The 26197-nt window shown below is 74.7% G+C and carries 15 protein-coding genes; 12 read left to right on the top strand and 3 right to left on the bottom strand.

Annotated features, from left to right (window positions below; all coding sequences use genetic code 11):
* Window positions 1-121 precede the first annotated feature (121 nt).
* On the top strand, window positions 122-1039 hold the full coding sequence (locus FB586_RS02825) for a TetR/AcrR family transcriptional regulator (protein ID WP_136517788.1): 918 nt from the start codon (window positions 122-124) through the stop codon (window positions 1037-1039).
* 249 nt (window positions 1040-1288) lie between these two features.
* Window positions 1289-5953, top strand: coding sequence for a lamin tail domain-containing metallophosphoesterase family protein (locus FB586_RS02820; protein WP_136517787.1), 4665 nt, complete (start codon window positions 1289-1291; stop codon window positions 5951-5953).
* A gap of 328 nt (window positions 5954-6281) precedes the next feature.
* On the opposite strand, the gene FB586_RS02815 is transcribed toward FB586_RS02820, so the two are convergent.
* Window positions 6282-7310, bottom strand: coding sequence for a LacI family DNA-binding transcriptional regulator (locus FB586_RS02815; RefSeq protein ID WP_246036365.1), 1029 nt, complete (start codon window positions 7308-7310; stop codon window positions 6282-6284).
* 189 nt (window positions 7311-7499) lie between these two features.
* On the opposite strand from FB586_RS02815, the gene FB586_RS02810 reads away from it, so the two are divergent.
* From FB586_RS02810 to FB586_RS02760, 9 genes are all read left to right on the top strand, one after another.
* Entirely contained in the window at window positions 7500-8423 is a 924-nt protein-coding gene (locus tag FB586_RS02810) for a carbohydrate ABC transporter permease (RefSeq protein WP_246036364.1), read from the top strand.
* A gap of 3 nt (window positions 8424-8426) precedes the next feature.
* Complete coding sequence (locus tag FB586_RS02805; protein ID WP_136517784.1) at window positions 8427-9377, top strand: carbohydrate ABC transporter permease; 951 nt, start codon at window positions 8427-8429, stop codon at window positions 9375-9377.
* Between the two features lie 56 nt (window positions 9378-9433).
* Entirely contained in the window at window positions 9434-10777 is a 1344-nt protein-coding gene (locus tag FB586_RS02800) for an ABC transporter substrate-binding protein (RefSeq protein WP_136517783.1), read from the top strand.
* A 195-nt stretch (window positions 10778-10972) separates the two neighbouring features.
* Window positions 10973-12730: a glycoside hydrolase family 35 protein gene (locus FB586_RS02790; RefSeq protein ID WP_136517781.1), complete on the top strand. Its 1758-nt coding sequence runs from the start codon at window positions 10973-10975 to the stop codon at window positions 12728-12730.
* Between the two features lie 155 nt (window positions 12731-12885).
* Window positions 12886-17070 carry a glycoside hydrolase gene (locus FB586_RS02785; RefSeq protein ID WP_136517780.1) on the top strand — a complete coding sequence of 1395 codons (4185 nt, stop codon included), beginning with the start codon at window positions 12886-12888 and terminating at the stop codon, window positions 17068-17070.
* A 501-nt stretch (window positions 17071-17571) separates the two neighbouring features.
* Window positions 17572-18540 (top strand): Bug family tripartite tricarboxylate transporter substrate binding protein, encoded by a 969-nt coding sequence (locus FB586_RS02775; RefSeq protein ID WP_246036363.1) that lies wholly within the window; start codon window positions 17572-17574, stop codon window positions 18538-18540.
* Entirely contained in the window at window positions 18537-19103 is a 567-nt protein-coding gene (locus tag FB586_RS02770; RefSeq protein ID WP_136517778.1) for a tripartite tricarboxylate transporter TctB family protein, read from the top strand. The genes FB586_RS02775 and FB586_RS02770 overlap by 4 nt, the downstream gene beginning before the upstream one ends.
* A gap of 16 nt (window positions 19104-19119) precedes the next feature.
* A complete protein-coding gene (locus FB586_RS02765; RefSeq protein ID WP_136517777.1) occupies window positions 19120-20646 on the top strand; it encodes a tripartite tricarboxylate transporter permease in 1527 nt (508 codons plus the stop codon).
* Window positions 20643-21044 (top strand): universal stress protein, encoded by a 402-nt coding sequence (locus tag FB586_RS02760; protein ID WP_136517776.1) that lies wholly within the window; start codon window positions 20643-20645, stop codon window positions 21042-21044. The genes FB586_RS02765 and FB586_RS02760 overlap by 4 nt, the downstream gene beginning before the upstream one ends.
* Here FB586_RS02760 and FB586_RS02755 read toward each other — a convergent pair.
* Window positions 21019-21942, bottom strand: a complete 924-nt coding sequence (locus FB586_RS02755) for a hypothetical protein (RefSeq protein WP_136517775.1) — start codon at window positions 21940-21942, stop codon at window positions 21019-21021. The two genes, FB586_RS02760 and FB586_RS02755, sit on opposite strands and share 26 nt — an antisense overlap.
* A gap of 177 nt (window positions 21943-22119) precedes the next feature.
* Between FB586_RS02755 and FB586_RS02750 the strand changes: the two genes are divergently transcribed.
* On the top strand, window positions 22120-22767 hold the full coding sequence (locus FB586_RS02750) for a hypothetical protein (protein WP_136517774.1): 648 nt from the start codon (window positions 22120-22122) through the stop codon (window positions 22765-22767).
* Between the two features lie 29 nt (window positions 22768-22796).
* On the opposite strand, the gene FB586_RS02745 is transcribed toward FB586_RS02750, so the two are convergent.
* Window positions 22797-26180, bottom strand: a complete 3384-nt coding sequence (locus FB586_RS02745) for a hypothetical protein (protein WP_136517773.1) — start codon at window positions 26178-26180, stop codon at window positions 22797-22799.
* Window positions 26181-26197 lie beyond the last annotated feature (17 nt).

The following is a 26197-nucleotide window of genomic DNA, read 5'->3' as shown; positions in this document are numbered from 1 at the left end:
CCTCCTTGATTCCGATCGGTACGTGCTGGACGGTATCTGCGCGTACCGGGTGGAATCAAGGCCGAAGTTCCACACGGTACGCGGTCGTACCGCGTGGTACCGGGACGGGTTAGCCTGAGCCATGCCCCGCGAGCACGACGACCCGCTGAGCGCCGCCACGCGCGCGCTCGCCGACGCCACCGCGACCCTCAGCCGCGTGCTCGGCCAGCAGGCGCGCACGGTCGTCCCCGAGGTGGGCGACGCGGTCGCGCAGTCGCTGCGGGAGGCGTCGCGCGGACTCGCGCAGGCCTCCGAGACCGTGACCCGGACGGCCGAGACCGCCGCGGCGAACGGCCGGGACGCCGCGACGCGCGCGGAGGCCCGGGCGCGTGCCGCCGCCGACCGCGTCGAGTCGCGCACCCGTGCCGCCGCCGCGCGCGCCGAGTCCGCCGGCGACCGCGCGGAGAGCCGCCGCCGGCAGAAGGTCGACCGGACGCGCGCCGACCTGCTCGACGCCGCCGCGCGCGTGATCGCCGCCAAGGGGTACGAGGGGGCGTCCGTCGGGGACATCGCCGCCGAAGCCGGCTACACGAAGGGCGCGGTGTACGCGCACTTCGCGTCGAAGGAGGAGGTCTTCCTCGCCCTCGCGCGCGACCAGCTCAACATCACGATCGAGTCCCCCGACGCCACCATCCCCGGCGTCACCGTCGACGGCGTCGACGAGGAGGCCGTCGCCGCGTGGCTGTGCGGCGCGCAGGACGACCCGCGCATCCTGCTCTCGCTCGAGTTCCTCGCGTACGGGCTGCGCCACCCGGAGGCGTCCGGCGAGCTCGCGCGGCTGCACGTCGCGTCGCACGAGGTCCTGGCCGACCAGGTGGCCGAGGTCCGTCGCGCCCGGCAGGGGGACGACGCCGAGCCGGGCACCACGCAGGAGGACCGGGACACCGCGCTCGCCGTCATCAGCGTCATGAACGTCGCCGCGCTCGAGGGGCGCCTGACCGGCTCGGAGCACCTGTCCCCGCGCGCCGGCGCCCGCGTGATCGCCCGCCTCCTCTCCTGACCCGCCCCACCCGCACCCCGGTCGCACCGGTCACCGCCATTCACCCCGGACTTCGTCAGGACCGGGCGCCCGGGGTGCTGACGAGGTCCGGGGTCACGGGTGGCCGAGGGCGAGTCGGAGGGGTCACCCGAACGGTCGAAACGTTCCAAGGTCGGGGGACGGACAGTCCCCGGTCATCACCGGTTCATCCGGAGGTCAACCCTCCTTCCTAGCCTCGCGGCGATCCCCTCGCCTCGAGACAGGACAGCCATGCCCACGCACGTCCCCCGCGCGTCACGCCCGGCGAAGGCGGTCGGTGCCGCCGCCGTCGCCGCGCTCGCGCTGACCCTCGTGCCCGCACCCGCGGGTGCGGCACCCGCCGACACGTGGCCGCTCCTGGTCACGGAGATCGCGCCCGACAACACGGGCTACGACGACTTCGAGTACGTCGAGATCCACAACCCGACCGGCCAGGACGTCGTCCTCGGCGAGGGCGGGTACCGGCTCGCGTACACGTACGCCGACTCCGACGACCGCACGCGCGACGTGCCGCTGTCCGTCCCGGCCGGCACGGTCGTGCCCGCCGGCGCCACCGTCGTCCTCTGGCTGCAGTACACCGCCGGCAACGTCGACACGACGCAGTTCGACGCCGCCGACTTCCGCGCGTTCTGGTCCGAGCGGGGCGGCTCGGCCGCCGAGTACCCCGTCGTCCCGCTGAGCGGTCAGCCGGGCATGGCCAACGGCGGCAACCGGGGCATCCGCGTGCTCGACGCCTCGGGCGCCGAGGTGACGCGGTCGCACGTGCCCTCCGGCGGTGCCGGTGCCGACCAGGTCGTGCAGTTCCGGACCCCGGTCGGCGCGGACCAGCGGTCGACGGACGTGCTCGCCACCCTCGCGGCCCCGACCCCGGGCGTCGTCGACCCCGCCCAGCTCGAGGACCGCTCGGCGGAGCCGACGCCCGACCCGGAGCCGACGACCGAGCCCACGCCCGACCCGACGCCGTCCGCGACCCCGACCCCCACGCCCAGCACGACGCCGACCGCACAGCCGACGCCCGGCACGGTCCCCGGCCCGGCCGCGGACTCCCTCGTCGGCCTGCTGCAAGTCACCGAGCTGGTGGTCGACTCGACCAACGTCGGCGGCGCCGACGGCTACGAGTTCGTCGAGCTCTACAACTCCACGACGGAGCCGATCCCGTTCGAGGACCACGTCATCCGGTACCTCTACCCGAACGCGGACTACACCAACTCGAACACCGCGCTGTGGCCGGCCACCCCGGCCGACGCGGTCGTCGCCCCCGGCGAGACGCTCGTCCTGTGGGTGAAGAACGGCGGCAACACGGACCTCACGCGCGCCGACTTCCGGGCCTTCTGGGGCGTCGACCTGCCGGACGCCAGCATCCTCGAGATGCAGGTCGGCGGCATGGCCAACGGCAGCCCCCGCGGCATCGAGGTCATGACGCGGACCGGTCACACCGTGAACCGGGCGTACTACAACATGGGCGGCGCCCGCGACGTCGCCACCGACCAGGGCATCCACTACGGCGTCGACCCCGCGGACTTCTCGTGGCAGCGCCTGCTGCGCACGAGCGCCGCGACGCCGGGCAGCGTCTCGGCCGACCAGGTGCCGACGACGCTCACCACGCCGGTCGCCGACACCCGGGCCCCGCGCATCGAGGACGGCGCCCCGGACGTCGTCGACCCGACCGTGCCGCTGACCTTCGCGGCGGACGTCAGCGACGACCGCCAGGTCAAGCGCGTCGAGCTGTGGGTCCGCTCCGACCTCGATGCGGCCGAGCGCATGGTCCCCGTGCAGGACGACGGCAGCGGCGGCTACGCGACATCGATCCCGCCGGTCGACCTCATCGGCAAGTCGTCGTACACCTACCGGTGGGTCGCCTCCGACGGCACGCACGTGACCCGGACCGAGCCGGTGACGCTGTCCGTGCTGGGCGCGAACGCGGACCCGGTCCGGCTGAACGTCGAGGACGGCGACGTCCTCGCGGGCACCGCGCCGGTGTCGGTCCACACGAGCACGGGGGACCCGGCGGACCTCGTGCTCGCCGTCGACGGCACCCCGCTGACCCCGACCGCGCCGCAGCTGGAGAAGGAGGCGGTGTTCGCGGTCGAGGTCACCGCGACCGACAACAACTTCCGCAACGGCATCGTGCTGCCCTCGCCCACCGGCGACGCGTGCCACGACGGCGAGGTGCTGACGATCTTCGAGCGTGGCACCTACGGGAACGTCGAGACCGTCACGGCCTCGGTCCCGCTCGACGCGGTGCGCCCCGGTGAGCCGCTGTCGCTCCTCGTGTCGGCGGGGACGAAGGCCGCGCCCTGCATCGACCTCGAGGAGAACAACGACAACTTCACGATCTCCTCGCCGCGCCTCGTCCTGCCCGACGGCCGCACGCTGACCCCGGCCGGGTACACCGGCGGGAACATCGGCATGGGCGACTCGGGCGCGAACAACGTCGACGACTACCGGGCTACCTTCACGCTGCCCGATGACGCCTTCTCGGCGGTCGGCCACGCCTGGGACACCACGACTGTCGCCGACGGCACGCACACGGTGACCGGCACGGACGGCGTGCGCACCGACACCGCCGAGGTCGTCGTGGACAACACGGCGCCGGTCGTCGAGCCGTCGCTCGTCGCGGACGAGACGTCGGACGCCGGCCTGCAGGGCCGCATCACGCTCGACGCGGTCGTGACCGACGCGGCGTCCTCCGTCGCCGAGGTGACGGCCACGCTCGACGGGGAGCCCGTCACGCTGCCGCACACGACGTCGTCGCGCCTGCTCGTGCCGGGTGAGCACCACCTGGCGGTCACCGCGACCGACGTCGCGGGCAACACCACGACCGAGCGCCGCACGTTCGTCACGCCGGACGAGACTCCGGCCGTCGAGCTGCTCACGCCGCAGGACGGCGCCGAGGTCCGCGGTGCGGCCGTCGAGCTGTCCGCGCGGGTGTCGGACCCGACGGGCGACGCGCTCACGGTGTCGTTCCACGAGGCGTTCCACTTCGACGCGACCGACGCCGCCGTCACCGCCTCCAGCGGCACGACGCGCGACGCGGCGGCCGTGACCCGCGACGGCGCCGCGCTCACCGGCGACCAGCGTGCCGCGCTGACGGCGCTGGACGGCGAGGGCGTGCGGACGCACGGTGGCGACGCCCTGCCGTACCAGCTGTTCGACGTCGCCGTCCCGGCCGAGGCCGGCACGGACGCGCAGGTCCACGCCATGTGGGACGGCGCCGCCGAGTCCGGCGCGACCGTCGTCCTGCACGCGTGGGACGCGGCCGCCGGCGCCTGGACCGAGGTCGACCGGCACGTCGGCACGGGCGACGGCTCCGCCCAGGAGTCGTTCACGCTGACCGCGGACGTCCCGGTCACCGGGTTCGTCACGGACGGCACGGCCCGCTTCCTGGTGCAGCACTCCGAGGGCTGGGCCGGTGCGAACCTGTCCGACCGCTCGACGGCCGTCACGCCGGCGCACCCGGAGGACACCCCGCGCGAGCAGTTCGACTTCACGCTCGGCTGGGAGTCGGACACGCAGTACTACAACGAGACCTGGTACGACCACCAGCTCGCGATCCACGAGTACTTCCTGGACCGGCGCGACGAGCTGAACCTGCAGTACGTCTTCCACACCGGCGACATCGTCGACGAGCGTGACCAGGCGTACCAGTGGGAGAACGCGGACGCCGCGTACCGGATGCTCGACGAGGCCGGCCTGCCCTACGGCGTCCTCGCGGGCAACCACGACGTCGGCAACTTCGACTCCGACTACTCGACGTACTCGCGCTTCTTCGGCGAGGCCCGGTACGCGGGCAACCCCTGGTACGGCGCGTCGTACCAGGACAACCGCGGCCACTACGACCTCTTCACGGCCGGCGGCATCGACTTCGTCGTCGTCTCGATGGGCTGGGGCCCGGGCGACGCCGAGATCGCGTGGATGAACGAGACGCTGGCGAAGTTCCCGAACCGGGTCGCGATCATCAACCTGCACGAGTACCTGCTGCCCAGCATGGGCCTCGGCCCGGTGCCGCAGCGGATCCAGGACGAGGTCGTGGCGACGAACCCGAACGTCACGATGGTGATGTCCGGGCACTACCACGACGCGTCGACGCGCATCGACCGGTTCGACGACGACGGCGACGGCACCGCCGAGCGCGTCGTCACGCAGATGCTGTTCGACTACCAGGGCCTGCCCGAGGGCGGCCAGGGCTTCCTGCGGCTGATGCACTTCGACAACGAGGCGCAGCAGATCCAGGTGCGCACCTACTCGCCGTCGCTCGAGGTCTACAACTCCGACCACGAGACGCTGGACCCGCAGTCGCAGGAGTTCGCGATCTCGTACGCGGACGCGGGCATCGTGGTGCGGGACAAGGTGCTGGTCGGGGACGCGTTCTCGGCCGAGGTCCGCACGAACGCCGAGGTCGGCGCTGCGGAGACGGTGACCCCGGTCGCCGCGTCGACGTCGCCGCTCGCCGCGGCGGCGCCGTTCGCCGGTGCGCCCGCGCTCATGGCGGTCCCGGTGCTGCCGGGCGCCGCGGGCTCGGTGGTCTCGGTCGACTGGACGCCGGCCGACGGCACGCACGGCTGGTACGTGCGGGTGGTCGACGAGCACGGCGCGGCGGTGGAGTCCGAGGTCCGCACGGTCGCGTTCACGCGGGTCGTCGACGGCGGCGGTGACGGTGGCGCGGGTGGCGGCGACGGCACCGGCGGCACGGGCACGGGCGGCACGGGTGGCGGCACGGGCGCCGGGTCCGGCACGGGTGCGGGTACCGGCTCGGCCGCGGGCACGGGCCGCGGCGGTTCGGGCGCGCTGGCCGTGACGGGTGCCGACGCGGGTGCGCTCGCGCTCCTCGGCGCCCTGCTCGTCGCGGCCGGCGGCGCGGCGGTCCTCGCCCGCCGCCGCCTGACGGCCGGGTGACCCGGCGGGTGGGCGACGGCACGCGTCGTCGCCCACCCTCCGGCACCGACACGGACGGGACGGCGCCCCTCACCCGAGGGGCACCGTCCCGTCCGTCGTCGTCTCGGCCGACGCCCCTGCCGCCGTCCCCCTGCGTCGACACCCGCACCTCTCGCCGAGTTCGCCACCCGTGCCCGAGTTCGCCAGGTCCACCTGGCGAACTCGGGCCGCAGTGGCGAACTGGAGGTGAGGGACGCGAGCTGGCGAGCTCGGGACCTCGGTGCCGAGTTCGGCAGGTACAGGTCGCGTACTCGCGCTCGGGCCACCGAGCTCGGCGGGGTGCGGGGCGTCAGCTCGGGCGCGGGGGGGCCGTGCTGGCGCGGACGACCAGGGTCGTCGGGACCACCACGTGGTGGCCGGCCAGGCGGGTGCGGTCGCGGATCTGGCGCATGAGCAGCTCCACCAGCTCGGCGCCGATGGCCGTGAAGTCCTGGCGGACCGTCGTCAGCGGCGGCCACAGGTACTCGGCCATGGGGATGTCGTCGAAGCCGACGACCGAGACGTCCTCGGGCACCCGGCGGCCCGCCTCGTGCAGGGCACGGATCACGCCTGCCGCCATCTCGTCGTTCGCGCAGAAGACGGCGGTGACGTCGGACGACGCGGCGATCTGCGCGCCCACCGAGTACCCCGACGCCGCGGACCAGTCGCCGTGCCACTCCTCCGGCACCGGCCGGCCGGCGGCGCGCAGCCGCGTGCGCCACGCGTCGGCCCGCACGCGTGCCGGCGTGGAGTCCAGCGGGCCGCCGACGTGGTGCACGGTCGGGTGGCCGAGGTCGAGCAGGTGCTGCACGGCGAGCGACGCGCCCTCGGCCTGGTCGGTGCCGACCGCCGGGTGGTGGCCGACGAACCGGGAGTCGGAGACGACGACGGGCAGCCGCGGGGGCAGGGCCAGGGTGGCGGGGGTGGCGTCCTCGGCCCGGATGACGACGAGGCCGTCGATGGCCTGGTGGTCGAGGCGGCGGACGGCGTCGGACACGTCGGACGACGACGGCGTGCGGACGTCCACGAGGGTGACGCTGTACCCGTGCTGGCGGGCCGCCTCGACGACCCCCTCGAACGTGCGCGACTCCCCCGTGCGGGTGAGGCGGTGCGCGATGAGCCCGATCGTCCCGAACGAGCCGGACCGCAGCGCCCGCGCGGCGTGGTTGGGGCTGTACCCGAGCTGGTCCATGGCGGCGAGGACGCGCTCGCGCGTCTCGGGCCGGACGTTGGTGGCGCCCGTGGAGACGCGGGAGACGGTCTGCTGGGAGACGCCGGCCAGCCGTGCGACGTCGGCGATGGACGGGCCGGGGCGACCGCGCACCGAGACCTGGGACATGGCCCGCAGCATAGCCATGGTGACGTCGCCACGGGGCGAGGCGTCACGGCGGGACGTGACGCATGGTGACGTCACCATTCCGTGACCTGCAACAACGTCGATCCGCTTGACACGTCGCGCGGGCCAGTGGAAACGTGCCGGGTGCTGTCGATGGTGACGTCAACATCCGGCGCCACGAAGGAGTGTCCCGTGACCCAGACCGCCGTGCCCGTCGCGGCCGCCGCGCTGACCGCGCCGCGCCGCCGCCGCACCCGCGGCTCGTGGACCGGCTGGGGCTTCGTCGGCCCGTTCATGGCCGTGTTCGCCCTCGTGTTCCTCGCGCCGATCGCGTACTCGCTGTGGATCAGCCTGTTCCGCACCCAGCTCGTCGGCGGCACCACCTTCGTCGGGCTGGAGAACTACCAGCGCGCGCTCGAGGACCCGCAGTTCTGGTCCGCGCTCGGCCGCGTCACGGCGTTCCTCGCCGTGCAGGTGCCGGTCATGCTCGGCATCGCGCTGCTCGTGGCCCTCGCGCTCGACAGCGGCCGCCTCTACGGGCGCGACTTCTTCCGCATCTCGATCTTCCTGCCGTACGCCGTCCCCGCCGTCGTCGCGACCCTCATGTGGGGCTTCATGTACGGCACGCGGTTCGGCCTCGTCGGCAACATCAACGACGCCCTGGGCACGACGCTGCCGAACCCGCTGTCGCCCGACCTCGTCCTGGCCGCGATCGGCAACATCGTGACCTGGGAGTTCGTCGGCTACAACATGCTGATCTTCTACTCCGCGCTGCGGACCGTCCCGACGTCGCTGTACGAGGCGGCGGAGATCGACGGCGCCGGCCAGTGGCGCGTGATCACCGCGATCAAGCTGCCCGCGATCCGCGGCGCCCTCGTGGTCGCGACGATCTTCTCGATCATCGGCAGCTTCCAGCTGTTCAACGAGCCGAGCATCCTGCAGTCCCTGGCGCCCAACGCCATCACCACGTACTTCACGCCGAACCTGTACGCGTTCTCGCTGAGCTTCTCGGGCCAGCAGTACAACTACTCGGCCACGGTCGCCCTCATCATGGGCGTCCTCACGATGGTGATCGCCTACGTCGTCCAGCTGCGCGGCATGCGCAAGGAGGCGTGAGCGATGACCACCGCGACCCCCACCACGACGCCCCGGTCGTCCGCGCCCCGGCTGCGCAGCACGCGCGGCGGGTCGAAGGACCGCGCCCGCACCCGCGGGCACAGCGTGGACAGGCCGCGCCGGTCCGTCCTGCTGACGGTCCTCACCGCGCTCGTCCTGCTGTACGCGCTGGTCCCGCTCGCGTGGCTCGTCATCAACGCGACGAAGACGCAGGGCGACCTGTTCTCGTCCTTCGGCCTGTGGTTCGGCGACTCGTTCGCGCTCCTGTCGAACATCGGGCAGACGCTCACCTACGACGACGGCATCTTCGTCCGCTGGTTCGCCAACACGCTGCTCTACGTGGTGCTCGGCGCCGGCGGCGCCACCGCGCTGGCGGTGCTCGGCGGGTACGGGCTCGCGAAGTTCTCCTTCCCCGGCAAGCGCGCCGTGTTCGCCGTCGTCATCGGCGCCGTGGCCGTCCCCGGCACCGCGCTGGCCGTGCCGACGTTCCTCATGTTCAGCCAGATGGGCCTCACCAACACCCCGTGGTCGGTCATCATCCCGTCGCTGATCAGCCCGTTCGGCCTCTACCTCATGTGGACGTTCGCCGCCGAGGCGATCCCCACCGAGCTGCTCGAGGCCGCGCGGATGGACGGCGCCAGCGAGGCGCGTACGTTCGGGCAGATCTGCCTGCCGCTGCTCGCCCCCGGCATCGTCACCGTGCTGCTCTTCACGATGGTCGCGACGTGGAACAACTACTTCCTGCCGCTGATCATGCTCAAGGACCCCGACTGGTACCCGCTGACGCTCGGCCTCAACGCGTGGAACGCGCAGGCCGCCACCGCGGGCGGCGAGGCGATCTTCCACCTCGTCATCACCGGGTCCGTCCTGACGATCGTCCCGCTGGTCGTCGCCTTCCTCTTCCTGCAGCGCTACTGGCAGTCCGGCCTGGCCGCCGGCTCCGTCAAGGAGTGACGGCAGGTCCGCCCCACCCCCACCCGGTTCCCGAACGACGACGTGAGAGGACTCCCATGACCCGCACCACCCGTCCCGCCCGGCCCTCGGCCGCGCGGCGCAGCACCGCCCTGCGCGGCGCCGCCGTGGTCGGCGCGCTCGCGCTGACCCTCGCCGCCTGCAGCGGCGGCGGTGGCTCCGACGCCGACCCCGAGGCCGCCGCCGAGGAGGGCGGCGAGCTCCTCGTCTGGGCCTGGGACCCGACCGTCGAGCCGATCGCCGAGGCCTACATGGAGGCCAATCCCGACGTGACGATCGAGCTCGTCAACGCCGGCACGGGCAACGACCAGTACACGGCCCTGCAGAACGCGATCAGCGCCGGCTCCGGCGTGCCCGACCTCGCGCAGATCGAGTACTACGCGCTCCCGCAGTTCGCGATCGGCGAGTCGCTGGCCGACCTGACCGAGCTCGGCGCCGACGAGCTCGAGGGCACCTACACGCCGGGCCCGTGGAACGCGGTCCAGCAGGGCGAGGGCGTCTACGGTCTCCCGCTCGACTCCGGCCCGATGGCGCTCTTCTACAACGAGGAGCTCTTCACGCAGCACGGCATCGAGGTGCCGACGACGTGGGAGGAGTACGTCGCCGCGGCGCGCACCCTGCACGCCGCCGACCCGAACGCCTACATCACCGCCGACACCGGTGACGCGGGCCTGGCCACGTCGCTCATGTGGCAGGCCGGCGGCCGCCCGTTCCAGGTCGAGGGCACGGACGTCACCGTCGACCTCGCCGACGAGGGCTCGCAGCAGTACGCGGAGCTGTGGCAGCAGCTGGTCGGCGAGGACCTCGTCGCGCCGATCAGCGCGTGGAGCGACGAGTGGTACCAGGGCCTCGGCAACGGCACCATCGCCACGCTCGTGACCGGCGCGTGGATGCCCGGCAACTTCGAGTCGGGCGTGCCCGAGGGCTCCGGCAAGTGGCGCGTCGCCCCGATGCCGCAGTGGGAGGCCGGCGAGTCCGTGACGGCCGAGAACGGCGGCTCGGCGATGTCGGTCATGGAGGCGTCGGAGAACAAGGCGCTCGCCTACGACTTCCTCGAGTTCGCGTCCGCCGGCGACGGCGTCCAGATCCGCATCGACGGCGGCGGCTTCCCCGCGACGGTCGCGGACCTGGAGTCCGAGGAGTACCTGGGCACGGAGTCGGAGTACTTCGGCGGCCAGAAGATCAACGAGGTGCTCTCGCAGGCCGCCGCGGACGTGTCCGAGGGCTGGCAGTACCTGCCCTTCCAGGTCTACGCGAACAGCGTCTTCAACGACACCGTCGGCCAGGCGTACGTGTCCGACGCGACGATCGCCGAGGGCCTGTCCGCGTGGCAGGAGCAGCTCGTCACCTACGGCAACGACCAGGGCTTCACGGTCGAGTGACCCGCCCCTGACGACGGACCGGGGGCGGCGGCGCACGCGTCGCCGCCCCCGGCCGCCACCGGGCCCCCGCCCGGCCCGCCGCCGGTCCCGCCCGGCCCCCACGGACCGCCCGCCGACGTGGGAGGGGTACCGCCCCTCCGTCGTGGACGTGCGACCCACCGCTGCACCCGCCTGGCGACCCGAGGAGCCCTTGCCATGCCCACGTTCGAGATCGGCGAGCAGGACTTCCTGCTCGACGGCCGCCCCCACCAGGTGCTCTCGGGAGCGCTGCACTACTTCCGCGTGCACCCGGACCTGTGGGCCGACCGCATCCGCTCCGCGCGGCTCATGGGCCTCAACACCATCGAGACGTACGTCGCGTGGAACGTGCACGCGCCGACGCCCGACGTGTTCGACACGACCGGCCCGCGCGACCTCGGCCGGTTCCTCGACCTCGTCGCCGCGGAGGGCATGCACGCGATCGTGCGTCCCGGGCCGTACATCTGCGCCGAGTGGGACAACGGCGGGTTCCCCGCCTGGCTGTTCCGCATGCCCGGCGTCGGGGTGCGCCGCAACGAGCCCACGTACATGAAGGCCGTGCAGCAGTACCTCGAGCACGTGCTGCCGATCGTCGCCGAGCGGCAGGTCACGCGCGGCGGGCCCGTCATCGCCGTGCAGGTGGAGAACGAGTACGGCGCGTACGGCGACGACAAGGACTACCTGCGCGCGCTCGTCGCGATCAACCGCGCCCAGGGCATCGAGGTCCCGCTGCTCACGTGCGACCAGGCCGACGACGCGATGCTCGAGCGCGGCGGCCTGCCCGAGCTGCACCGCACGGCCACGTTCGGCTCCCGCACCCCGGAGCGCCTGGAGATCCTGCGCCGCCACCAGCCCACCGGGCCGCTCATGTGCATGGAGTTCTGGTGCGGCTGGTTCGACCACTGGGGCGCGCACCACCACACGACCGACCCGGCGCAGTCGGCGGCCGACCTCGACGCGCTGCTCGCGGCCGGCGGCTCGGTGAACGTGTACATGTTCCACGGCGGCACCAACGCCGGGTTCACGTCCGGCGCGAACGACAAGGGCGTCTACCAGCCGACGGTCACGTCGTACGACTACGACGCCCCGCTCGCGGAGGACGGCACGCGCACGGCCAAGTACGACGCGTTCCGGGAGGTGCTGGGCCGGTACACCGCGCTGCCGGCGGAGACCGCGCCCGCGCGCCGGCCGGCGCCCACGGGAGTCCTGGCCGACGGACGCCGGACGGTCGACCTGTGGAGCGTCGTCGACGGTCTCGACGGCTGGCTGGACGCGCACGACGTACCCACGCACGAGCAGGTCGCCGCCGCGTCGGGCTTCGTCCTGTACCGCACCTCCGTCGACCTGGCGGAGCCCGCCGTGCTCGCGTTCACCGAGGTCCGCGACCGGGCGCAGGTGTTCCTCGACGGGCGTCCCGTCGGCGTCATCGACCGCTCCGAGCGCGGCACGTCGCTGACGCTGCCCGCCGGCGCCGGCCGCCTCGACGTGCTCGTCGAGGACCAGGGCCGCGTCAACTACGGCCCGCGGATCGGCGAGGCCAAGGGGCTGATCGGCCCGGCGCTGCTCGGCGGGCGCGAGCTCACCGGGTGGCGCGTCCTGCCGCTCGACGTCGACGCCGTCGCGGCGTCCCCCGCGCTCGCGGCCGACGCGCCGGCGTCCGCCGGCCCGGTGCCGGGGCCGTCGTTCAGCGTCTGGGAGACGGACCTGCCGCAGGCCGACCTGTTCGTCTCGACGCGCGGCTGGGGCAAGGGCGTCGTCTGGGTCAACGGCACGTCGCTCGGCCGGTACTGGTCGAAGGGCCCGCAGACCACCCTCTACGTCCCCGCCCCCGCCGTGACCGGACGCGACGACCGCGTCGTCGTCCTCGAGCTGCTCGGCGGCCCGGGCGACCTCGCGCTCGTCGACGCACCCGACCTCGGCCACACGGAGTTCTGACCCGCCGGGCCGCCCGCGGCCCGGCCCCACCGACCCCGACGGGGCGGCACGGGCACGTACGCAGTCCCCCGGTGCCCGTGCCGGCCCGCCGGTCCACCCCCTCACGCACCACGAGAGAGAGCACGACCCCAGGAAGAACCGAGAGAAGAGGACCGATGACGACGACGTCACGTCGCTCGACAGCGGGAGCCGCCGTGCTCGCGCTGACGGCCGGGCTCATCGCAGCACCGGCCGTGACCGCCCCCGCCGCCGCGGCGGCCGCGGTCACCGTCACCCCCAACCCCTGGTACGCCGGGGAGGAGTTCCAGGGCTGGGGCACCTCGCTGGTCTGGTTCGCGAACGCGACCGGCGGCTACCCGGCCGACGTCCGGCAGGACCTGTACGACAAGCTGTTCAGCGCCGACGGCCTGGACCTCAACATCGCCCGCTACAACATCGGCGGCGGGCACGCGTCCGACGTCGTCGACTACCTGCGCCCCGGTGGCGCGGTGCCGGGGTGGTGGCAGGCCGACCCGGACGGTGCGCTCGGCCTGTACGGCGGGGCGTCCACGACGCACGCGAACGCGGACCGGGTGCGCGAGGCGTTCGACCCGTCCGACGACCGCTTCTACGACCTCGACGCCGACGCCGGCCAGCGGTGGTGGGTGGAGCAGCTCGCGGCGGACGACCAGATCACGCACTGGGAGACGTTCGCGAACTCGGCGCCGTGGTTCATGACCGAGAACGGGTACGTGTCCGGCGGGTTCGACGCTAACGCCGAGCAGCTGCGGCCCGACTCGATCGACGACTTCGCGGCCTACCTGGTGCGGGTGAGCGAGGCGCTCGAGGACGCGCACGGCATCACGGTCGACACCATCGACCCGCTCAACGAGCCGAACACGAACTACTGGGGCACGACGCTGGACGACGACGGCGTGCCCGTCGGCGGCCGGCAGGAGGGCATGCACGTCGGCCCCGCGCGGCAGGCGGACCTCATCGACGCGCTGGCCGGGCACCTGGCCGACGCGTCGACCACGACGGACGCCGTCGTCTCCGCGATGGACGAGACCAACCCCGGCACGTTCGTGCGCAACTGGGAGGCGTACGACGCCGAGACCCGGGCGAACGTCGACCAGCTCAACGTGCACACGTACGGCACGGGCGGCCGCGTCACGGTCCGCGACCTCGCGAAGGTGGCCGACAAGCCGCTGTGGATGAGCGAGGTCGAGGGCAGCTGGGTCAACGGCTGGAACCCGGCGAGCATCGTCAACGGGCTCGGCCTGGCCGGGCGCATCCACGACGACCTGCGCGAGCTGGAGTCGGACGCGTGGGTGTTCTGGCAGCCGGTCGAGGACCTGTGGAACATGGAGCCGCAGGGCGAGGACCTCAACTGGGGCGGTGTCTTCATCGACCTCGACTGCCGCTGGTTCGGGTCGGGCGAGGACCGGGTGTTCGCGTCCGAGCGCCGGGTCGAGGCCGCGGGCGGTGACCTCTCCGAGGTCGAGCCGTGCCACGTCGAGACGAACACGAAGTACGACACGACGCGCAACTTCACGCACTTCATCCGGCCGGGCGACCGCGTCGTCGCCACGGACTCGCTCACGACGACCGCCGCCCTCAAGGCGGACGGCACGTCGACCGCGCTCGTGCACACGAACGCGTCGGCCGAGCCGGTCACGCTGACGGTGGACCTGCGCCACTTCGGCACGGTGGCGGCGGACGCCACGGCGACGCCCTACGTCACGACGCAGTCGCCGGAGGACCGGCCGAGCGCGAACGCGCTCGTCCGGGGCGAGCCGGTCGCTGTGGACGCCGCGGCCAAGACCGTCACGCTCACGCTGCCCGCGCGCTCGGTGACGTCGATCGAGCTCGACGGCGTCAGCGGCGTGGCCGAGGACGCGGCGGCGATCGCCGACGGGCACACGTACCAGCTCACCGGCGTGCAGAGCGGCAAGGCGCTCACGGCGGCGACCGGTGCGCCCACGGCGACGACCATCACGACGCCGGGCACGACGGCCGAGGCCGCCCGCCCGCAGCTGTGGACGGCGCACGAGGTGGCCCCCGGCCGCCTCGACGGGACGAGGCGGTTCGTGCTCGTCGCGTCGGACGGTCGGGTGCTCGGCGCGACGCGCGCCGGCACGGACCTGCGCGAGCTCGGCGTCGAGGCCGCCGCGGCCGAGCCGCAGACGCGCTGGATCGTCTCGTCCACCGACGCGCGCACGTTCGCGTTCGTCAACGAGGGCATCGGGCAGGCGCTCGAGGTCGGCGGGCAGTCGACGGCCGAGAACGCGGGCGTCGGCGTCTACGGGTCCAACGGCGGCGCCAACCAGCGCTGGTACCCGCGCGACGTCGCGGCGACCGGGGCCTCCCCCGTCGCGCTGAGCACCACGGTCGGCGTCGCGCCGACGCTGCCGGCGACGGTCGTGCCGACGTACCGCTGGGGCACCGGCCCGGCCGCGACGGTCGTGTGGGACGAGGTCCCCGCGTCCGCCTGGCAGCAGGCCGGTCAGGTCGCGATCACCGGCACGGCGACCGACGTGTACGGCGCGTCGCTGCCCGTGACCGGGACGGTCGACGTCGGCGGGTTCACCGTCACCGACCCGGTGTCCGTGACGACGTACGAGGGATCCTCGCTCGCCCAGGTGCAGGCGACGGCCCCGGAGGTCGTGCCGGCTCGCGTCGGCGCGTCCACCGCGACGTTCGACACCCCCGTCACGTGGGACTGGACCGGCGTCACGGACGCGTCGTTCGCGGACGAGGGCGTCGTGACCGTGCCCGGCTCGGCCGCCTCGAACGAGGCCGGCGCGGACCCGGTGCCGGCGACCCTGAACGTCGTCGTCACCGCGCGCTCGTCGGTGAACCTGCCGGCGTCCGCCACCACGGCGACGGCCACGTTCACCGAGCCCGGCTACTCGGTGGCGGGCACGCGCAACGGCGTCCGCACGGACAAGGCGTGGTCCAACTGGCTGTCGGGCACCAAGCGCACGTCCGACACCCTCACGTACACGTTCGCGGCGCCGACGGACCTCGCCGACGCCACCGTGTACTTCTACGCCGACGGCACCACGAGCTGGGCCCGGCAGATGGTCGTCGAGGCGCAGGCCGCCGACGGCACGTGGGCGCCCGTGCCCGGGGTGGCGAACCCGCTCCCGGTCGCGACGCCCGAGGACGGCACCGCACCCGTCGTCACCGTCGACCTCGGCGGCATCACCGCCACCGGTCTGCGGTTCGTGCTCACCGCGCACGAGAACACGCACATGATCGTGTCCGAGGTCGAGATCGGCGCCGTCGCGCCGGCCGCGTCCTCGGTCGCGGACCTCGCCGCGCTGCGCACGAACGGCGTCGACGTGCCGGGCTTCTCGCCCGACGTGACGGCGTACGACGTGATCGTCGACGGGTCGGCCTGGCCGACGGTCGTCGCGGTGCCGGTCGACGCCGCCGCGCGCGTGGAGGTGACGCAGCCCTCGGAGGGGAACGGCGGCGTCGCCACCGTGCGCGTCACGTCGCCCGACGGCACGGCGACGAGCGAGACCACCGTGGCCGTGGCGCGGCGTGCGCTCGTGCGCGGCGTCACGCTCAGCGGCCTCGCGGCGGACGGGTCGGCCACGGCCGGCTCGGCGCTCACGGCGGTCGCCGACGTCGACCCGACGGACGCCACGCTCGCCTACGCGTGGGCCGTCGACGGCGAGGTCGTGGAGGGCGTCGAGGGGGCGTCCTTCACGCCGGCCGACGAGCACGTCGGCGCGGAGGTCACCGTCACGGTGACCGCCACCGCCGACGGGTTCGTCGCGTCGGAGGCGGTCGCGTCGGCGCCGGTGACGGTCGTCGAGGCGGTCGACCCGGGTCAGCCTGGTCAGCCCGGTCAGCCCGGTCAGCCCGGTCAGCCGGGGCAGCCGGGCGGGCCGGACCCGGGGCAGCCCGGTCAGCCCGGTCAGCCCGGTCAGCCGGGTCAGCCGGGTCAGCAGGCGGGGCCGACGGTCTCCCTGTCGGCCGGCACGGTGCGCGCGGGCGGCACGGTCGACGTCACGGCGTCCGGCCTGACCGCCGGCGGCGAGGTCGCGGTCGAGCTCCGCTCGGAGCCCGTCCTGCTCGCCGTCCGCACGGCCGACGCGTCCGGGGCGCTGACGACGCGGGTGACGATCCCGCGCGGCACGGCGGCCGGCACGCACACCGTCGTCGTCGTCGACCGCGCGACGGGTGCGACCGGCACGGCGACCCTCCGGGTCGTCGCCACGGGCGGCGGCAGCCTCGCCGTCACGGGCGCCACCCCGTGGGCCCTGCTCGCGCTCGGCCTCGGTCTCGTGGCCGCCGGCGCGGGTGTGGTCACGGTCCGTCGTCGTCAGGCCGGCACCACCGCCTGACGCGACACCACCGGCCGGCACACCGGCCACCGACGCGGCCCCGGGGAGCGACCCTCCCCGGGGCCGCGTCGCGTCCGCCCCCACCCCGCCGGCCACCGCCACCGCCACCGCCACCGCCACCGCCACCGCCACCGCCACCGCCACCGCCGAGCGCGCCACACACCGGCCGAGCGCGCCACTCGTGTCCGGTGCGCTCGCCCGAGAAGTGGCGCGCTGGCCGGCGGGGGCGCTCCTCCACCGCCGAGTGCGTCGGTGGGGGCTCGGTGGGGGCGGGGTCGGAGGGGACGGTGGGTGGGTGGGGGGCGCCGCCCCGCCGTCGAGGTGCCGGACCCGGCTCGGGGGGACAGGATCGGGAGCAGGCACGAGGGGGTGTTCTGCATGGCGGTCCTGCGACACGGCGCCCGGGCGCACGCGCCCCTCCCGACGTCTCCGCGCGGCGACGTCGTGCAGCATTCGGCTCGTCAGGCGGGACCAACGCTGCACACGGCGCGGCGTGCGCGGGTGCGGGTCGTCCTCGCCGCCCTGCTCGTCGCGGTGCTCGCGCTCACGGGGTGCGGCGTCACGCGCAGCGAGGCGGGCGCGGAGAACCGGCGGCTGCGCATGATGATCCCCAACTCCCCCGGCGGCGGGTACGACCAGACCGGACGGGCGGCGACGCGCGTCCTGGAGGACGAGGACCTCACAGGCCGGTTCGAGGTCAGCAACGTCATCGGGGCGAGCGGGACGGTCGCGATGCAGCGGCTCGTCAACGAGCGGGGCGCGGAGGACCTGCTCATGACGATGGGCCTCGGCGTCGTCGGCGCGACGTACACCAACGGGTCGGACGCGCGCGTGAGCGAGGCGACGCCGATCGCGCAGCTCATCGAGGACCAGGAGGGGCTCCTGGTGCCCGCCGACTCCCCGTTCCGGACGGTGGACGACATGGTCGCGGCGTGGAAGGCGGACCCCGGCAGCGTGCGGATCGGCGGCGGCTCGGGCAACGGCGGGCCCGACCACCTGTTCCCGATGCAGCTCGCGGCGGCCGTCGGCGTGGACCCGACGGAGGTCAACTACATCTCCTACGACGGCGGCGGCCCGCTGACGACGGCGCTGCTGGGCGCGAAGATCGACGTCGGCACGTCGGGGCTCGGCGAGTTCGAGGGGCAGATCGCGGACGGCTCCCTCCGCGTGCTCGCGGTCTCCGGCGAGGAGCGGCTCGAGGGAGTGGACGCCCCGACGCTCGTCGAGTCCGGCATCGACCTCGTCTTCACCAACTGGCGCGGCGTGCTCGCCCCGCCCGGCATCCCCGACGAGGTGCGCGAGGCGCACATCGCGCTCCTGGAGGAGATGCACGCGTCCCCGCAGTGGCAGGAGGCGCTCGAGACGAACGGCTGGATCGACGCGTTCCGCACCGGCGACGAGTTCGGCGAGTTCCTGCGGGAGCAGGACGAACGCGTCGCCGGGACGCTCGAGGAGCTGGGGCTGCTGTGAGCGCCGCCGGCACCCGCCCCGCTCCCGACGGGCCCGCGCCCGACGGCCCCGCAGCCGACGGCTCCGCGAACCGGGCCGCCCCCGGCCCCGACCGCGCCCAGTACGGGCTCGCCGCGTTCCTCGCGCTCGTGGGCGTCCTGACGCTCGTCGACTCGGCAGGCCTGCGCCCCGGGTTCGCCGACCAGGTCGTGCAGCCGTCGGCCTTCGGCTACGTCATCGGCGCCGCGCTCGTGCTGCTCGCCGTCCTGCTCGCCGTCGCCACCGCGCGGGGCGACCGCGCCGAGGGCGAGGCCGGCGAGGACGTCGACCTGACCCAGCGCACGGACTGGCGCACGCTCGCCGGGCTGGCGGGCGTGCTCGTCGCGACGGTCGCGCTCCTCGACCGGCTGGGCTGGGCGATCGTCGGCGCGCTGCTGTTCGCGGGCGCCGCCACGGTGCTCGGCAACCGGCACTGGGTGCGCAACCTGCTCATCGGCGCGGTGCTCTCGGTGGCGTCCTGGTACGGCTTCTACGTCGGCCTCGGCATCCCGATCCCGGCCGGCGTCCTCGACGGGATCCTGTGATGGACGGAGCCCGGTGATGGACGCGCTGCTCACGGGCTTCGAGCTGGCCCTCACCCCGGAGAACCTGCTCTACGCGGTGGTGGGCGTGCTGCTCGGCACCGCCGTCGGCGTGCTGCCCGGCATCGGCCCGGCGATGACGGTCGCGCTGCTGCTGCCCGTCACGTACAACGTCTCCCCGAGCGCCGCGCTCATCATGTTCGCCGGCATCTACTACGGCGGCATGTACGGCGGGTCGACGACGTCGATCCTGCTCAACACGCCGGGCGAGTCGTCGTCGGTCATCACGGCGCTCGAGGGCAACAAGATGGCCAAGGCGGGGCGGGCCGCGCAGGCGCTCGCGACCGCCGCGATCGGCTCGTTCGTCGCGGGCACGATCAGCACGGTGCTGCTCGTGGCGCTCGCCCCGACGGTCGCCGACTGGGTCGTGGTGCTCGGCGCGCCGTCCTACTTCGCGCTCATGGTGCTCGCCCTGATCGCGGTCACGAGCGTCCTGGGCAGCTCGAAGCTGCGGGGGTTCATCTCCCTCGCCCTCGGCCTGACGATCGGGCTCGTCGGCACCGCGACGGGGCAGGCCCGGCTGACGTTCGGCAACCCGCTGCTCGCCGACGGGATCGACATCGTCGTCGTCGCGGTCGCGATCTTCGCCGTCGGGGAGGCGCTGTGGGTGGCCGCGCACCTGCGGCGCCGGCCGCTCGAGATCATCCCCGTCGGCCGCCCGTGGATGGACCGCGCCGACTGGCGCCGGTCGTGGAAGCCGTGGCTGCGCGGCACCGCGTACGGGTTCCCGTTCGGCGCGCTGCCCGCGGGCGGCGCCGAGATGCCGACGTTCCTGTCGTACATCACCGAGCGGCGGCTGGCCGGCAAGCACAAGGCCGAGTTCGGCAAGGGCGCGATCGAGGGCGTCGCCGGCCCGGAGGCCGCGAACAACGCGTCCGCCGCCGGCACGCTCGTCCCCCTGCTCGCGATCGGCCTGCCCACCACCGCCACGGCGGCCGTCATCCTCGCCGCCATGCAGGGCTACGGGCTGCAGCCCGGTCCGCAGCTGTTCGAGGCCGAGCCCGAGCTCGTCTGGACGCTGCTCGCCAGCCTGTTCGTCGCGAACACGCTGCTGCTCGTCATCAACCTGCCGATGGCGCCGCTGTGGGCGAAGCTGCTGCGCATCCCACGGCCCTACCTGTACGCGGGCATCCTGTTCTTCGCGGTGCTCGGCGCGTACAGCGTGAACTTCCAGTGGTTCGACGTCGCGCTGCTCGGGCTGTTCGGCGCGCTCGGGTTCGCGATGCGGCGGTTCGGGCTGCCGGTGCTGCCGCTCATCGTCGGGGTCATCCTCGGCCCGCGGCTGGAGGAGCAGCTCGGGCAGGCGCTGCAGCTCTCGCAGGGGGACGTGTCCGCGCTGTGGGGCGAGCCGGTCGCGGTGGTCGTGTACGCGCTCATCGCGGTGCTGCTGCTGGGGCCGCTCGTGCTGCGGCTCATCCCCGGGCGGCAGGGGCCCGAGCGGCTGGAGGACCGGGTCGACGAGCTCGAGGAAGAGGTGAGGCGATGACCGTCGTCGTGGGCTGGACGCCCGACGCCCGGGGCTACGCGGCGCTCGTGCGCGGCGCCCGCGAGGCACGCGCGCACGGCGAGGACCTGCTCGTCGTCAACGCGACCACCGGCACGGCCGCGGTCGACGACCGGTTCGCGGCCGCGTCGGACGTCACGGAGGTGCGCTCGCTGCTGGCGTCGCTCGGGATCGAGGCGGAGGTGCGCCAGCCGGTCGTCCGGGACGTCACCGAGGCGCTGCTCGGCGTCACCGAGGAGGTGGACGCGTCGGTGCTCGTCATCGGCATCCGCCACCGCTCGCCGGTCGGCAAGCTGATCATGGGCTCGACCGCACAGCGCATCCTGCTCGACGCCCGCTGCCCGGTGCTGGCCGTCAAGGCCGACGACTCCCCGCGCTGACGCGCCCCCGCAGGGCCAGCACCCCTGACCCCGCGACGAGGGCGCCGACACCCGCGCCGACCGCCGCCGTGCCGGGGCTCGCGGGCACCCGCCGGACCGCCACCGAGAAGGGCAGCGTGCGGCTCGCGCTCAGGCGGACGCTCGCCTCGACGTCCCCGCGCGACAGCTCCGCTTCGGTCGCGTCCCCGCCGGCGCCGACCGGCCGCCACCCGGCCGCCGCCGCGACCGCGCGCACCTCGGCGAGGTCGTCCGTGGCCGGGGGCGGGCTCGCGTGCAGCAGGACCGTGCCACCCACCGGCGCGACGAGGTCCACCGGCCACCCGTCCGGCACGAGCTCACGCGCCGCACGCTCGAGGTCGCGCTCCGAGGGCCGCAGCACCGCCTCGTCGACGACCAGCGCGACCGTCGCCCCGACGAGGCAGCCCGCGAGCGCGGCCAGCGCCACCACCACCGGTGCGCTCCCGCGGCCCACCCAATCCGGGGGCAGGGCGCGCCCGGTCAGCCGGCGCTCGGTGAGCAGGAACGCGACCGTGCCGGCGGCCGGGACGCACGCCGGCACGACGAGCGCGACCAGCACCGACCCCTCCACGTGCGCGAGGCCGGCGGTGGCCACGGCGGTCCCCGCGACCACCCCGCCGACGGTCGTGCCGAGCACCGCTCGCCCCGCGTGCGGGCGCGGGAACGTCCGCCGGGCGACCACCACGAGCAGGACGACCGACCCGGCGCACCACGCGACCGCGCCGACCAGGAGGGCCAGCAGCGTGCCCCCGAGGTCCTCCAGGCCGCCCGTGCCGGTGGTGGCGAGCTCCGCGACGAGCGCGCCCGGCGCCACCGCGAGCACACCCGCGGCGAGCACCACGAGCCACGGGGACAGCACCAGCCAGGCTGTTCGTCGCACGCGCGTCCTCCTGCCCGGGGCACCCGGCGCGCGGACGGACGACGGGCGCCGGCCGCGGACGGGCCCGGCCGGCTCCCCGACCATCGGCACGGGCGGCCCGCCGCATGAGCCGCCCGCCGCGCGTGACCCGCCCGGCGGTCCCGGTCCGCCCGGCCGTCGTCCCGCTACCGTGCTCGGGTGACCGCCCTGCCGCCCCCGCCCCGTCCCCGCACGACCTCCTACGTCGGGCCGGCCGTCACGACCTCGCTGGGCGTGGTCGCCCTGCTGGTCGCGCTCGTGGTCGGCCTGGTCTCCGCACGCACCTTCATCGGCCTGGTGACGACGGACGTCCTGACGGCGTCGGGCGCGCCCGGCCCGTCGGCGGTGGCCGCCGCGGACGCGCCGGGCATGACGACCGCGACGCTCGAGGCCGGCGAGCGGTACGCCGTGCACCTGGCCTACGACGGGTCGAGCGAGCCGCGCCTGACGGAGGACGTGCTGCTGCGCGCCCCGTCCGGCACCGTCGTCGCGGCCGACGACGACCCGGCGGTCGACGGGCGGTTCGGCGTCGGGTCCTGGTCCGTCGTCTCGGTGTCGGCGTTCACCGCGCCGGAGTCCGGCACGTACGAGGTCGCCGTGCCGGCGGCGACGGTCCAGGGGGCGCGGGTCGTCCTCGCCCCCGACCAGGACGTCGCCCCGTTCGTCGGCGGGATCCTCGGCACGATCGCCGGCGTGTTCGGCGTGCTCGTGGTCGGCGCCTTCGGGGCCGGGCTGCTCCTCGCCGGGGTGATCTGGTGGGTCCTGCGGGCGCGGGCACGCCGGGCGGTCGGCGGCGCACCCGCCTGACGGGCCGCCCGGCGGCCGCGACGGCCGGCTCAGCTGCGGCGCCGCCGCGCCACCACGAGCGCCGCCCCGCCCGCGAGCAGCAGCACTGCGACGAGTGCCGCCGCCGCTCCGACGTCGGCACCGGTCGCCGCGATGCGCCCGCCACCCTCGGCCGCGACGTCGTCCGCACCCGCCGCGCCGCCCGGCCCCCACGGGTCACCCGGCAGCCCCGGGGCGCCCGGCTGCCCCGGGTCCCCGGGCAGCCCCGGGCCGCCCGGGTCGCCGGGCCCGGGCGGGTCCGTCGGGTCGACCGGCGGCGCCGTGGGCGTCGGGGTCGGCGTGGGCGGGGCGTCGGGGTCGAGGGCGTTGGTGACGACGCACTCCACGTCGCCGCCCTCGGGCACCCGGACGACGTCGCCGTCCAGCGCGCCGCCCGTGCACTCCCAGCTCTGCTGCTCGTACCCGGGCACGTCGTCGGACTCGTCGAGCACGTACGCGCCCGCGACCACCGGGACGTCCGTGACCGCGGGGTCTTCGGTCGTCCCCGCCACGGTCATCGTCAGGTTGCTCGCCGAGAGGGTCCACGCCGTCGGCGCCGCGGGGCCCCGCACCTCCTTCACCAGGGTGAGCACGCCACCGGTCCACGTGTTCGTGACCGTGCAGGTCACGTCCGTCCCCGCAGGCACCTCGATCGTCGGCTCCTCGTCGCCCGTCACCGGGACCGGCCCGCAGTCCCAGCCCTCGGAGCGGTAGCCGGCGGCCGCGACGGGCGTGCGCGGCTCCTCGGCCAGGGCGAACGTGCCCGGCAGGACCGGCGCGGCCGTGACCTCGGGCGCCCCCGAGACGCCGGTCGCACCGCCGCCGCCGGGGGCCGAGGCGCTCAGCGTCCAGTCGGTCGCGGCCGCCGGCCCGCCGGCCACGTCCTTGACCAGCGTGACCGTCGCGCCGCTCCACCGGTTGGTGACCGTGCACGTGACGTCGTCCCCGAGGTCCAGCGCGACCTGGTCGCCCGTCGTCGAGACCGGGGCGCCGCCCTCGTCGACGCAGGCCCACCCGAGGCGCGCGTAGCCCGGCACGCCGATCTCCCGCAGGGCGTACGTGCCCGCGACGACCGGGACGTCGGTCACCCGCACGTCGCCGGTGGTGCCGACGACGACGGACGGGCCGAGCGCGAGCAGCACGAACGCGTCGGCGGAGGCGGGACCGCCGCCGGTGTTGACGACGTCCTTCACGAGCGTGAGCCGCGGGGCGACCGCCCTGTTCGTGATCGTGCAGACCACGTCCTCGGTGAAGGGGACGCCGTCGCGCCACGTCTCCGGCACCGTCAGGGTCCCGTCGTCCACCGGCAGCAGCGTGCGCCCGACGTAGCAGAGCCAGGGGCCCGCCTCGTACCCCTCCGTCTGCTCCGGCGACTCGCTGAGCGCGTAGTCGCCCGGCTCGACGGGGACGCGGGTGACCCCGGGGGACCCGCTCGTGCCGGCCAGCGCGACGGGTCCGCTCGCCGCGAGCACCCAGTCGGTGAGCGAGGCGGTGCCGCCGCCGAGGTTGTCGAGGTCCTTCACGAGCGCCAGGTGCGCGCTCGTCGCGCGGTTCGTCACGGTGCACGTGACGTCGGCGCCGGTGACCACCTGCACCGTGTCGCCGTCCACGGTGGCGCCCATGCAGGCCCAGCCCTCGGACGCGAACCCGCCGGGCCCCGACTCGGACAGCGTGTAGGTGCCCGCCGGGACGGGCACGTCCGTGACGTCCGACGACCCGGACGCCCCCTCGAGCGTCGTGCCCGGCGACGTCGCCGTCAGGGTCCACGCCGACGCCGGCATCGAGCTGCCCTCGACGCTCTTCGCGAGGGTGAGCGTGCCGCCGGTCCACGTGTTCGTGACCGTGCACGTGACGTCGGCGGCGGTCGTGACGGTCACGGTGTCGCCCGCCACGTCGGCACCCGCGTCGCACTCCCAGGCGGACGGCTCGTACCCGGCGGGGCCGGCCTCCGACAGCGTCCACGACGAGCCGACGTCGACGGCCACCCGCGTCACGGCGGCGGTGCCGCTCGTGCCCGTGATCGTCCCGCCGTCGCCGGTCGCGGTCAGCGTGAAGTCCTCGACCTCCGCGGGCCCGCCCGGGCCGACGACCTTGACCAGGGTCAGGCTCCCGCGCTCGACGGTGTTGGTGATCGTGCACGTGACGTCGGCGCCGGCCGTCACGTCCACCGCGGCCGGGCCCGCCTGCCCCGACGTGCAGGACCAGTCGGACGCCGCGTAGTTGGTCGGGCCGGACTCCGACAGCGCGTAACGCCCGGCCGGCACCGGGAACCGGGTCACGTCGGGGCTGCCGCTCGTGCCGCTGACCGTGACGTCCGGCCCCGCGGCCTCCAGGGTCCACGCGTCCGGCGGCGCGGTGCCGCCGACCACCTCCTTGACGAGGGTGAGCGTGCCGCCGGTCCACGTGTTGGTGATCGTGCAGGTCACGTCCCCGTCGGTGGGCGCGAGCGTGAGCTGCGCACCGGTGGGCGTGCCTCCCGTGCAGCCCCAGGCGCTCGGCGCGTACCCGGCCGCCGCGACGCCGAAGGCCGACTCGCTCAGCGTGTACGTGCCCGGGTCGACGGGGACGCGTGTGACGAACCGCGTGCCCGACCTCCCGGAGACCACCTCGGGGCCCGCCGCGCGCAGCGTGAAGTCACCCACGCGGGAGGGGCCGCCGACGACCTGCTTCACGAGCGTGAGGGTCGGCCCCGGCGGTGCCGTGTAGGTGTTGGTCACGGTGCAGACCACGTCCTGCCCGAGCGTGAGGACGACCGTGGTGGGCGACGTCTGCTGCCCTCCTGTGCAGGACCAGTCCCCCGCCGTGTAGCCCTGCGGACCCTCCGTCTCCGAGAGCTCGTACGTGCCGACCGGCACCGCCTGCCGCACGCCGTCCGTCCCGACGACCGTCGCTGCCGTCCCCTGCGCCCGCAGCGTCCAGTCCGCGGGGGACGCCGAGCCGCCCACGACCTGCTTGCGCAGCGTGAGGGACGGCTTCTGCGCGTCGTTGCGGACCGTGCACGTCACGGACCCGTTCGCCGGGACGGTGATCGTCGGCGTCGGGCTGGTGAACGTGCCCGCGTCGCCGCAGTCCCAGGAGACGAACGCGTACCCCGGCACGCCGCCGGACTCGCTGATCGTGTAGGACCCGGCCGGCACCGGCAGCGACTGCACGCCGTTGAGCCCGTTGCCGCTGAACGTGTACGCGGGGTCCGTGGTGTTGACCGCCTGGACCGACCACAGCTCGCGCCGGCCCTCGGTCGCGCCGGTGTCGAGGTTCTCGATGCGCTTGAACAGGGACAGCCGCCCGGTGACGTTCGGGTCGACCTGCGCCGGCACGGGCCCGGCCGCGCCGAGCAGCACGACCGCGAGCGTCAGCAGCAGGGCCACGGGGGTCGTGCGGGAACGGTGCGGCATCGGCGCGCCCTTCGTCC

The organism is Cellulomonas telluris, assembly GCF_004886325.1.
Lineage (GTDB): Bacteria > Actinomycetota > Actinomycetes > Actinomycetales > Cellulomonadaceae > Cellulomonas > Cellulomonas telluris.
This window is presented reverse-complemented; position numbering and strand designations above follow the sequence as displayed.